This window comes from Novipirellula rosea, from assembly GCF_039541335.1.
Classification (GTDB): domain Bacteria; phylum Planctomycetota; class Planctomycetia; order Pirellulales; family Pirellulaceae; genus Novipirellula; species Novipirellula rosea.
This window is the reverse complement of record NZ_BAABGA010000003.1, coordinates 1-10685: the sequence shown is the minus strand read 5'-3', so window position 1 is coordinate 10685 and position 10685 is coordinate 1. Positions and strand designations below refer to the sequence as shown.

Genomic DNA, 10685 nt, shown 5'->3' with positions numbered 1-10685 from the left:
ATCGAACGGTTCGCTGCATTACTTGCGTCAAGTTTTGGGTTTGAACCGCACAATCGATGTTTGCGTGGCGAGGCTGCCTTGCACATCGGCACGGATCGACCGATGGCGGGAATTGCGTGCCCTGTGTACCTGCAACATCTTCGGTTTGCCGATTCCATACTGCATGCGATCGATTCGTGCGACGGACCGTTTATCTTCTTCCGCTGGAAAACCGAGCCGATCGACGAGCGAACTCGGCGTTGGCTGGAGCGACGCTCGGCGCTGTTGCTGACAATCAACGAGATCGCGGCTATGAACGATCGCGGCGAGTTTGACATTGCTGAGTCGGCGAAAGTGCAAGTTGATTCGTTTCGCGAGATGCATCTGCCCAACATTGATGCCGGCAAGCCTGGCATTCGCTTCGCGACACCGGCGGGGTCACGATGGTCTCAAGTTTCGATCCGGTTCAAGGACGATGATTGTGTCCAAGTAACGATCGGAGATGCATCCCAGATTTACAATTTCACGCAGATGGGGTTGGTTGATGCCCGCAACGGGCGACCGACAAAGCAATGGGAGCTGCTTCGTATGATGGCCGCCCAGCGGGGCATTTACACATGGCATTCCCCCGGAGCGTGTCGCAAAAACAAAAAACGGCGAGAAGTTTTGTCAAAGCAGCTTCGTGAATTTTTTGGCATCGATGGCGATCCGATCGAATTGACCGACGATAAGAAGGGCTATCGAACAGTCTTCAAACTGCTGCCGCAAGGCGAGTGACCGGGCACTTTTCGCACCGCAGAAAATGGAGACCGCAAAAACTTTTCCAGTTCGCTGAAGCCGCAAATCATTGGATTTGCGGCTTTTTTTTGTGAGAAAATTCGCAGCGAATCACGGCGTTTTGGCACTTTTCGCTAGTAGCGGGCGACGGGCCTACATCGCTTCTGACGAAACTCTTCGCCGAAGCCGACTACGCCGTTCCAAGCCCCGCACTACGGGACAGCTCGTCGCTTCGGATGCAGCGTGATTCGGCCGGCCAAGGATTGGCATTCATGACCACCACCAAGACAACGTCCGCCGTCGACGTCATCAACGACAACTTCACTCGCGGCATCATCCTCAAGAAAGCTCGTCAGATCGTTACGCGTCCGGGACTGGGTAAACAAGACATCCCGACGATCGAACAAGCCTTACTCGCTCACGTGATCGAAGCGATGAAATCGTTCGATCCTGCTATCGGGCATCGGAAGAGCTTCACCACGACGATCGTCGAACGATACACGAAGAGCATCCTGCGAGGAATCAGGCGGCACCAGACCAACAGCGGCGGGGTCATGTCGCTGAACATCGAAGTGATCGTTCAGGACGAGCCGCCAACGCAACTACAAAACACGTTGTCTGAATCGGTTGGTCGACAGCGTTTGCAAATTGACCGCCGCGCTGACATCGAACTTGCCGACCTAGCCTCGGACATGGCGGCGATGATCGCGACGTTGCCGGAGGACTGGCAACGCATGCTCGAGCTCCGCAAAGACCACTCGCTAGTGCGAGTTTCTGAATTGCTGGGCGTTCCTCGGCGAACGATTCGCGACTGGATGAAGCAAGTCGCCGAGCGATTCGAGGAAGCCGGCCTCCGTGACTATCTGGGCTAAAAAGTTTTGCCCCCGTCCCCGCCAGTTTGTTACCGGCCGGAGTAGCTCAAGGGATAGAGGGGCAAGCGAAATCGATGCCCCGCATACCGACTCATTTTTGCATCTACCAACACAGTTGAAAGACCACTTTTATGCCCAACGTTTCACTCGACATCGAACGCCGCGTCGCCATTTCTCTCGCGGTTGGTCGCTACCTGAGATCGGCCGAACGTTTCAACGAAGCCTCCCGCGATTTCACGGGAGCTTGCAAATCGCTCCGAAAGCACCTCGGCAGCGGACAACGCTTTGTCGTCCAAGTTGACTTCAAGCACTACATCGTCACCAGCGACCGCGATGGCAATTTCGATGTCGAAGCGATCACGTCTCTCTAAATCATTCTGTTAACCAGCCAACGAAGGAATTGTCCACTCAATGACCAACTTACTTGAAACCATCCAATCTGGCCGTCAATCGAAGCCGCCACGTGTCTTACTGTATGGGGTGGAAGGCATCGGCAAGTCAACGTTTGGCAGCGAAGCTCCAAAGCCGATCTTTATTCAAACGGAAGACGGTCTGGATGAAATCGACTGTGATCGTTTCCCACTTGCGACCAAGTTCGATGACGTCATCGCTGCACTGAAAACGCTCGTCGGTGAGAAGCACGACTATGAGTCTGTCGTGATTGACTCACTCGATTGGCTAGAGCGTCTCGTCTGGGACAAACTCTGTCAACAGTATGCCGTCGAGTCGATCGAGAAGGTCGACGGCGGGTACGCTCGAGGTTACATGCACGCCCTCTCTCTGTGGCGTGAAGTGCTCGATCTTCTCGGGGCGTTGCGTTCTCGCGGAATGGTGATCGTCCTGATCGCGCATTCCAAGGTCGAGCGTTTCGAGGATCCCGAATCGTCGCCGTACGACCGCTATTCGCCGCGACTTCATAAACACGCCGCGGCCCTCATCAAGGAATGGTGCGACGCGGTGCTGTTTGCGACTCGCAAGATGCGAACCCAAAGCGAAGACGGTGGCTTCAACCGCAAACGCACCATCGCGCATGCCATCGGCAAAGACGGTGGCGAACGTGTAGTGCGTGCTTACGGTTCGCCCAGTTGCGTCGCCAAAAACCGTTACGGCATCGCCGAAGAATTGCCGCTCTCCTGGGACGCTTTCGTCACCGCCATGTCGGCCAACTAAACGACTCCCCCACTCTTCTATCCACAGACTCCAGACTAAGGACTACAGACTCACAATGGCAAACCTGCAAGGCTTTGATGCCAACACCGTCGAACCCGCCGACGATCTCGAACCGATTCCCGCCGGCAAATACGTGGCCGTCATCACTGACAGCGAACTGAAGCCGACTAAAGCGGGGACCGGTAACTACCTTCAATTGACGTTTCAGATCGTAGAGGGTGAGTACGCAAACCGTCTTCTCTGGGTGCGACTCAACCTCGACAACCCCAACGCGACCGCGGTGGAAATCGCCCGGCGGGAGTTGTCTGCGATCTGTCGGTCGGTCGGCGTCTTGATGCCCACCGACTCGGCCGACCTACATAACTTGCCGTGTGTGATTCACGTGCGAGTGAAGCGACGCAACGACACTGGCGAGTTGCAGAACGAAGTGAAGGGGTATTCGAAGGTCGGCGCGACCGCGGAGACGAAACCAGCCGCCAAGATCAGCGGCACGGAGGCCCCTTGGAAGCGATAGCCGCGGCCTCTATTGGATCGCTTCCAAGACCGACGCTCGACCGGCACGGATTGCCGGCCGAGCGTTTTTTGTTCGCTCGTCACCCTGTCATGCCAACCATGCTAAAGCTGAACCTGCCCTATCCACCGTCGATCAATCACTACTGGCGTCACGTCGGCCAGCGGGTGCTGATCTCAAAGAAAGGCCGAGAGTATCGTGCCGAGGTCAGTGGCTTACTAAATCGCAAACGCGTGGAACCACTTGTCGGTCCTCTGTCGGTCGACATCGAACTGCATATGCCCGATCGCCGGCGTCGCGACATCGACAATGTGCTCAAGGCGATGCTCGATGCACTGCAGTGGGGTGGAGCATTCCTAGACGACAACCAAGTGATGCGTCTGGCGATTGAAAAGGTCGTCCCTGAAAACAAGTCGAAACCAAAACGTCGTACCAAAGCCGAGATTGCTGCTGGCGTTGAAAAACCAAAGCCCTTGCAAGGCGAAGCGATCGTCTGGATCGCGGAGGTTCAGACAGAAAACCTCGCGGCAGCCGACCGCATTTGTTTGCGTTGTCAAAAGTCGTTCGCGTCCTTAGGTCCGGCCAATCGTATCTGCGACGATTGCAACGAGGACAACCGCGAAATCTCACCCAACGCGGCACCGACGTGGTCCGGCAAACGTCACAACGGAAAGGCTCTGTGATGCAATTACGCAACTACCAGCAAGCCGCCGTCGACGCAGTCTACGATCACCTTCGCAACCGCGACGACAACCCGGTCGCTGTGCTGCCAACGGGTGCAGGCAAATCACTCGTTCTGGCGAAGATCGCGAGTGATGCAGTTAACCAATGGAACGGCCGAGTGCTTATCTTGGCCCACGTCAAAGAACTATTGGAACAGAACGCGGACAAGGTTCGTCGTTTGTGCCCCGACATCAAGGTCGGACTGTATTCTGCCGGCCTAAAGAAACGTGACACCAACACACCCGTCTTGGTCGCTGGTATCCAGAGCGTCTACAAGCGAGCGTGTGACCTTGATCCGTTCGATTTGGTAATCGTTGACGAAGCCCATCTGATCTCCAAGAAGGGTGATGGCATGTACCGGAAGTTCCTGGCGGACTGCAAGGTCATCAATCCACACGTCCGCGTGATCGGGTTGACCGCGACGCCGTTTCGTCTTGACTCCGGCATGATCTGCTCGCCGGATCATTTCCTGAATCAAGTCTGTTACGATATCGGCATCAAGGAATTGATCCGAGACGGCTACCTGAGTCCATTGATTTCCAAGGCTGGTGTCAACCGGGCCGACTTTGGCGGCCTTCATCTCCGTGCCGGCGAGTTCGTCAGCGAAGAAGTGGAATCGCTGGTGAACAACGATGCGCTCGTCTCGGCGGCGTGTGCCGAGATCGTGGAATTGACGGCCGATCGCCGGGCAGTCTTGATCTTCGCGTCGTCCGTCGCACACGGGCGGCGCGTCATCGAAGTGTTGCAGGCAAACCACGGCATCGAGTGTGGTTTCGTGACCGGCGAAACACCGGCGGACGAACGAGATGAGATGTTGGCCCGCTTTCGTGGCGATGCCCCGACGTCGCTACTCGAACCCGAACCGTTACGTTTCCTATGCAACGTGAACGTCCTCACCACCGGATTCGATGCTCCACGCGTCGATTGCGTTGTGATGCTGCGGCCTACGATGTCGCCAGGATTGCTTTACCAATGCGTCGGACGTGGGTTCCGACTGCATCCCGCCAAGCAAGATTGTCTTGTCCTCGACTTCGGTGGCAACATTGAACGTCACGGACCGATCGACCAAATCAAACCGAAAGACAAGGCCAAACGTCCCGACCAAGGTCCGCCGGCAAAAGAATGCGAGAAGTGTCACGCCTTGGTTGCATGTGGCTATGCGAATTGTCCTGAGTGCGGTCATCCGTTCCCGCCTCCGCAACGTGAAGCCCACGATGCTGAAGCAAGCGAGGCCGGCGTGTTGTCTGGTGAAGTCACCGACATCGAACACGACGTCCAAGACATCATCTATCGAATCCATCGCAAACGTGACGCCGATGAAGACGCACCACGATGCCTGCGCGTTGACTACATGATCGGACTGGATCATTGGCAAAGCGAATTCATCTGCATCGAGCACTCTGGTTACGCGAGACGAAAAGCTGAAGCATGGTGGCGCGATCGTTGCCTCGATCCTTGTCCGACCAGCGCCGAAGTAGCCCTCGACATCGCCGATGCTGGATTAATTGCTGCGACCGAAACGTTGACGGTCCGTTCAATCACCGGCCAGAAGTACGATCGCATCATCAAACAGACGATTGGCGAGATTCCAAACGCGGCATTGGAAGAGGCACCGTTTTGATGGCCGACGTGCGGGAACAGGTTGCGATCTATCGCCAGCGTGGCTGGTATTGTGTGCCGCTGCGCCCTCGGTCGAAGTCACCGGCACGACGTGACTGGACCAATCTGCGATTGAAACCCGAGGTGTTTCCCGAGCAGGGCAATCTCGGCATCATTCTTGGCGAACCGTCAGGGTGGCTCGTTGACGTTGATCTGGACTGTGACGAAGCGATCGAAATAGCCGACCAATATTTGCCACAAACGCCTGCGATCACCGGCCGGCCGTCAGCCCAACGATCGCATCGTTGGTATATCGCGGTTGGAGCGACGACAGAGAAGCATGCCGATCCCAGCGATGGCTCGATGATTGTCGAACTGCGTTCAACCGGAGCGCAAACCGTCGTCGGGCCGAGTATGCATCCCGACGGCGAAACCTACGAAACACTCGATGGCGAACCGGCTGCCGTTCCCTCGTTAATGTTGGCCGCCTGCGTGAAAGCCCTCGCCGACGCCGTCATTCATCAACGTGGAACCAAGAAGCCACCGCAACATATCGCCGAGTTGCCGCCACAGTCGCCGCGTGTGCCCAACAACGTCGAATCGCGGGCGATTGCCTATATCAACGCACTGCCGCCAGCGATCGCTGGCAGTGGCGGCCATTCGCAAACCTATGCCGCCGCGACGGCACTCGTCCACGGTTTCGGACTCGATCCGGCAGTGTCGCTCGCGATTCTAACCAACCACTACAACCCCCGCTGCAATCCGTCCTGGTCTGAGAAAGAGCTTCAACACAAGGTCAACCAAGCAGCAACGAAACCACACGATCGCCCATTCGGCTGGCTTCGTGACGAGCGACTCATGGAACCGGCTGGTGAAACCGTTGATCTCAGTGGTTTCATGACCAAGTCGAATATTGTCGTTGCGAAAGCGAGCGAACAACCGAAGTCCAACATCAACACCGATCCCGGTCATCTTCCTGAGCGACTGTTCGACGTGCCAGGATTTGTCCGAAGGGTCATGGATTTCACGCTCGCCAATGCACCCTATCCGAACGTTGCGTTGGCGTTTTGCGGAGCGATGGCCCTGCAGTCGTATCTCGCTGGTCGCAAGGTCGCGACCACCGGTGATCTTCGTACCAACATCTATCTGCTGGCTCTCGCGGGCAGCGGCACGGGCAAAGAATTTCCCCGCAAAGTCAATTCGCAAGTATTGTTTCAGATCGGCGAATCGCATTCGCTGGGCGACAAATTCGCATCCGGCGAAGGCATCCAAGACGCTCTCGCTCGTAGTAGCAAAATGCTGTTTCAAAATGACGAAATGGACGGCGTGCTCCGCCAGATCAATCTGGACCGCGACAGTGGCCGCGAGTCTATCCCGAACATCCTACTGACGCTCTACACATCCGCCGGCGACTTTTACCCGCTCCGCGTGAAGGCAAATCAGAAAGAAGCGGGGCACGTCGACCAACCGCACCTGACGTTGTACGGAACCGCAACGCCGAAGTACTTTTACGAATCGCTGTCGCAACGGATGCTCACTAATGGCTTCTTTGCACGGCTCAATATCATCGACGTCGGCAAGCGTGGCAAAGGTCAAACGCCCGGATCGGCTCGCGACCTGCCCGAAGAGATTTTGGAGACCGCTAAATGGTGGGCGGACTTCAATCCCGGCGGTGGCAATTTTATGACAGTACATCCGCGACCGCTGCGAGTTGCGTTCACGCTGGACGCCGAAGCCGCAATCAACACCCTTCGTGAACAGACGGAGGCTGAATACGACAAAGCGGACGAAGCCGGTGACGAGGTGGCGCGTGCCGCTTGGAGTCGAACGTGCGAACACGCCAAGAAGCTCTCGCTAATCTACGCCGTTAGTGAAAACCATCTTCAACCACAGATCACGATTGAAGCCGTCCGTTGGGCCAGTGAGTTTTCGCTACATCAAACCCGACGCCAACTCTATCTGGCATCGGTCCACGTCGCCGAGAACCCGTTTCACAAAGAGTGTTTGAAGTTCAAGCAGCGTCTCTCCGAGCGTGATGGGCACGTGATGCCTCGTCGTGAGTTGATGCGTTCGATGACGCTCAAGGCCAATGACTTTGATCAGGTCGTCCAGACACTAATGCAGCAGGAAGAAATCGAGCCGGTCACGATCACAACCAAAACCAAACCGGCCAACGGATACCGTTTGGTTGGGCCGGACGAATCCGTCAGTCAATCCGTCAGTGAAACGACTGACAGTTCTGACACTTCCCCGTCGGAAACGTCAATTTAGGCAGCTTGGCAGTTGAATCTGTCAGAAACGTCAGTGCTCGCTACTGACGGATTCACTGACGGTTTTCAATTGGCAAAAGCCCGTAAATAGAGAGGAAAAAAACCCCTCTCTCTTAATCTGTCAGTGTGTCAGAGGCATGTGCCCGCGATGTGCATTCGCACGTATGAGGGGGTGACTGACGGATTGGCTCTGACGGATTAGGTACTCCCGGCGGATCCGTTCTCTGGTCAGGGCCACCGGAACAGCCGCGTTATTAGGCACAGTTTGTTTTATTTGTCCGAACGAAAATCCGACGCTCCAGCCAACCATCTAACCCTCCACCGACCGAAACTTTTCCGCTTCCTCCCCTTTTGGAAAAGGACGCTGCCCATGCAGGTCGAAATGTGGTCGCTTGATCGAATCAAGCCTTACGAAAACAATCCTCGTATTAACGACGACGCAGTTGCGGACGTCGTTCAAAGCATCAACGAGTTCGGTTTCCGCCAACCTATCGTGGTTGACACCGACGGCGTGATCATCGTTGGCCATACCCGGTTCAAGGCCGCCAAGGTTTTGAACCTTGCAGAAGTGCCGGTTCACGTCGCGAAGGACATGGAACCTGAATCGGTCCGGGCCTACCGGATCGCCGACAACCGCACCGGCGAGAATGCGGAGTGGGATTACGACTTGCTGCCGCTGGAGATCAGTGCGTTACAAAACTCGGGATTCGATTGCGAATTGCTCGGATTCGATTCGGACGAGTTGGCTAAACTGCTCGATCCGGGCGTCACGCAAGGATTGACTGATCCGGATGACGTTCCCGAGCCACCCGACGAAGCGATCACGCAACCCGGCGATCTTTGGATCCTCGGTGATCACCGGTTGTTGTGCGGCGACTCGACGAGCGACAGTGACCTCGATCGACTCTTGGACGGCGCGAAAATCCAATTGTGCAATACGGATCCGCCGTACAACGTGAAGGTCGAACCCCGTAGCAAGAATGCGATCGCGGCCGGCAACAGTTCCTTCGAGGCCGGTAAGGGCAAGTCGAAGGACGGTCCAAAAAAGATGCGAGCCAAAGACCGGCCGCTGGCCAACGACTTTGTTTCCGATGAGGAATTTGACCGCTTGTTGAAAGCTTGGTTCGGCAACATCGCCCGCGTTTTAGAACCCGGTCGTTGCTTTTACATTTGGGGGGGCTTTTCGAATATCGCCAACTATCCGCCTGTCTTGTCAGCCTGCGGTCTATATTTTTCGCAGGCCATCATCTGGGACAAAATGCACCCGGTGATGACGCGGAAAGATTTCATGGGGGCACACGAGTGGGCGTTCTATGGATGGCGTGAAGGTGCCGGCCACAAGTATTTTGGCCCGAATAACGCAACGGACCTGTGGCACGTCAAGAAAATCCCGCCACAGCAACTCGAACACCTCACCGGCAAGCCAGCGGAATTGGCCGTGATGGCGATGCAATATTCGTCACGCAAAGGTGACAACGTGCTCGATCTGTTCGGTGGCAGCGGATCGACACTGATCGGCGCGGAACAAACCGGCCGAAAAGCGTTCTTGATGGAACTCGACCCGCCGTATTGCGACGTGATCGTTGACCGCTACCAGCGTTTCACCGGCAAGAAGGCGATCCTCGAGCGCACCGGCGAGTCGCCGATTCCCGTTGGGGCTCGTGAGGAGAACATGCGATGATCTTGTTTACAGCTTTTGATGCGTCCATTCGCCGGCGTCGAAGATATACAGGTACTGCGAGCTGCAGTTCCTGGCGAACTCGACTAACGCGATACGTGTCGGCAATACCGCGGCCGGTGTCTCCGCGTCATAGTATTCTGGTTCACCCAATTCTGCATCGAGACAGCGGATGTCACCTTTCGCGATCAACGCTTCGGCCTGCTCGCAGCTCAAGTAGTTGGCTTCCAGGAGCCGGCCGGCGTGTTCCGGGTATCCGTCAAAATGAAGGTAGGTCGCAAGGTAATCGCCGGCGGTTCGGCGGATTGCGATCGTGGCTCGTGTCGACATGGCTTCAAGTCCTCATTGATTGTCGGCCGCCGGCGGTCCAATCCGCTCGACGACATCCGGTGGAATGGAAAGCATCAGTGCCCGACCGTTGTCCCAGTCGACATCGACTTGCGTCCACTCGCTTTGTGGATACACGCCGACCACCGTTCCGGTGGTGCCAGTGGGAATCGGGTCGGGGTCGTCGGCCATCGAAACCAGGCGGACGCGATCGCCCGCCTTGATGTTTGCTTTGTGATTCATCAGTTGCGGATTCCGTTGGTTTCGTCCAGCAGTGCTGCGACCTCCGAGAGCTGGGCGTTGATGAGGTTGATCGACCGGACATGCATCCAACGCAGGTCTTTATTGTCGGGCCGAACCATGCGGTCGAGTTGCAGTACGATGTGCTGCAACAGGTCGCGGGCGATTAAGTGGCCGTGCTCATAAGCCGGTCCCGGTTCGATCGGCCGAGCGTGAAGGGTTTGTGTGTTGGGCATGTGGCGGCTCCGTTTGAGAAAGAAATCTTGAAAACCGTTTCGGTGACACACATCAGCCATGACCGGCCGGCAACATCAAGCAAGGTCTTGCAAACATCTGAAAAGAATTTGAATGTGTTACGCCGGCGAAAAATGACCGCGACAAACGCCGCCTGTCGGCCGGTTACAGACGGCCGGCCGATGGCCCCACACGAGAAAACGCCCGACCGTGGCCAACGTAGGGCGTGTGTGGCGGGTTTCGTCAAGAAGAGAAACGTTTGCGGCTACAGACCGCGTGGAACCAATACGTAGGAGCCTTCGCCT

12 protein-coding genes are annotated in these 10685 nt (G+C 56.3%); 9 read left to right on the top strand and 3 right to left on the bottom strand.

Features of this window, described 5'->3' with window-relative positions; genetic code table 11:
* The 9 genes from ABD971_RS00110 to ABD971_RS00070 all read left to right on the top strand — a co-directional run.
* A partial coding sequence (locus ABD971_RS00110) for a hypothetical protein (RefSeq protein WP_345318268.1) occupies nucleotides 1-756 on the top strand: 756 nt, incomplete at its 5' end.
* Nucleotides 757-1028: 272 nt separating this feature from the next.
* Nucleotides 1029-1628: a sigma-70 RNA polymerase sigma factor region 4 domain-containing protein gene (locus ABD971_RS00105; protein WP_345318266.1), complete on the top strand. Its 600-nt coding sequence runs from the start codon at nucleotides 1029-1031 to the stop codon at nucleotides 1626-1628.
* 131 nt (nucleotides 1629-1759) lie between these two features.
* On the top strand, nucleotides 1760-1999 hold the full coding sequence (locus ABD971_RS00100) for a hypothetical protein (protein WP_345318264.1): 240 nt from the start codon (nucleotides 1760-1762) through the stop codon (nucleotides 1997-1999).
* Between the two features lie 40 nt (nucleotides 2000-2039).
* Nucleotides 2040-2798 (top strand): ATP-binding protein, encoded by a 759-nt coding sequence (locus ABD971_RS00095; protein WP_345318262.1) that lies wholly within the window; start codon nucleotides 2040-2042, stop codon nucleotides 2796-2798.
* Nucleotides 2799-2853: 55 nt separating this feature from the next.
* A complete protein-coding gene (locus tag ABD971_RS00090; protein WP_345318260.1) occupies nucleotides 2854-3312 on the top strand; it encodes a DUF669 domain-containing protein in 459 nt (152 codons plus the stop codon).
* A gap of 89 nt (nucleotides 3313-3401) precedes the next feature.
* Nucleotides 3402-3992, top strand: a complete 591-nt coding sequence (locus tag ABD971_RS00085; RefSeq protein WP_345318257.1) for a RusA family crossover junction endodeoxyribonuclease — start codon at nucleotides 3402-3404, stop codon at nucleotides 3990-3992.
* Nucleotides 3992-5653, top strand: coding sequence for a DEAD/DEAH box helicase (locus tag ABD971_RS00080; protein ID WP_345318255.1), 1662 nt, complete (start codon nucleotides 3992-3994; stop codon nucleotides 5651-5653). The genes ABD971_RS00085 and ABD971_RS00080 overlap by 1 nt, the downstream gene beginning before the upstream one ends.
* The gene (locus ABD971_RS00075) at nucleotides 5653-7902 is read left to right on the top strand and encodes a bifunctional DNA primase/polymerase (protein WP_345318253.1); all 2250 of its coding nucleotides are present in this window, start codon (nucleotides 5653-5655) and stop codon (nucleotides 7900-7902) included. Before ABD971_RS00080 ends, ABD971_RS00075 begins: the two co-directional genes overlap by 1 nt.
* 369 nt (nucleotides 7903-8271) lie before the next feature.
* A complete protein-coding gene (locus ABD971_RS00070; RefSeq protein WP_345318251.1) occupies nucleotides 8272-9582 on the top strand; it encodes a DNA modification methylase in 1311 nt (436 codons plus the stop codon).
* A gap of 6 nt (nucleotides 9583-9588) precedes the next feature.
* Here the strand turns inward: ABD971_RS00070 and ABD971_RS00065 are convergent, their stop codons facing one another.
* Genes ABD971_RS00065 through ABD971_RS00055 form a run of 3 tightly spaced genes read right to left on the bottom strand, consistent with a single transcriptional unit; the run spans nucleotide 9589 to nucleotide 10382 of the window.
* A complete protein-coding gene (locus ABD971_RS00065) occupies nucleotides 9589-9909 on the bottom strand; it encodes a hypothetical protein (RefSeq protein WP_345318249.1) in 321 nt (106 codons plus the stop codon).
* 12 nt (nucleotides 9910-9921) lie between these two features.
* Complete coding sequence (locus ABD971_RS00060) at nucleotides 9922-10149, bottom strand: DUF4314 domain-containing protein (protein ID WP_345318247.1); 228 nt, start codon at nucleotides 10147-10149, stop codon at nucleotides 9922-9924.
* On the bottom strand, nucleotides 10149-10382 hold the full coding sequence (locus tag ABD971_RS00055) for a hypothetical protein (RefSeq protein ID WP_345318245.1): 234 nt from the start codon (nucleotides 10380-10382) through the stop codon (nucleotides 10149-10151). The genes ABD971_RS00060 and ABD971_RS00055 overlap by 1 nt, the downstream gene beginning before the upstream one ends.
* Between the last annotated feature and the right edge of the window lie 303 nt (nucleotides 10383-10685).

Bases quoted from the DNA above. Each gene is read 5' to 3' on its own strand.
- ABD971_RS00105 (WP_345318266.1), top strand. From the start codon at position 1,029: ATGACCACCACCAAGACAACGTCCGCCGTCGACGTCATCAACGACAAC.
- ABD971_RS00100 (WP_345318264.1), top strand. From the start codon at position 1,760: ATGCCCAACGTTTCACTCGACATCGAACGCCGCGTCGCCATTTCTCTC.
- ABD971_RS00095 (WP_345318262.1), top strand. From the start codon at position 2,040: ATGACCAACTTACTTGAAACCATCCAATCTGGCCGTCAATCGAAGCCG.
- ABD971_RS00090 (WP_345318260.1), top strand. From the start codon at position 2,854: ATGGCAAACCTGCAAGGCTTTGATGCCAACACCGTCGAACCCGCCGAC.
- ABD971_RS00085 (WP_345318257.1), top strand. From the start codon at position 3,402: ATGCCAACCATGCTAAAGCTGAACCTGCCCTATCCACCGTCGATCAAT.
- ABD971_RS00080 (WP_345318255.1), top strand. From the start codon at position 3,992: ATGCAATTACGCAACTACCAGCAAGCCGCCGTCGACGCAGTCTACGAT.
- ABD971_RS00075 (WP_345318253.1), top strand. From the start codon at position 5,653: ATGGCCGACGTGCGGGAACAGGTTGCGATCTATCGCCAGCGTGGCTGG.
- ABD971_RS00070 (WP_345318251.1), top strand. From the start codon at position 8,272: ATGCAGGTCGAAATGTGGTCGCTTGATCGAATCAAGCCTTACGAAAAC.
- ABD971_RS00065 (WP_345318249.1), bottom strand. From the start codon at position 9,909: ATGTCGACACGAGCCACGATCGCAATCCGCCGAACCGCCGGCGATTAC.
- ABD971_RS00060 (WP_345318247.1), bottom strand. From the start codon at position 10,149: ATGAATCACAAAGCAAACATCAAGGCGGGCGATCGCGTCCGCCTGGTT.
- ABD971_RS00055 (WP_345318245.1), bottom strand. From the start codon at position 10,382: ATGCCCAACACACAAACCCTTCACGCTCGGCCGATCGAACCGGGACCG.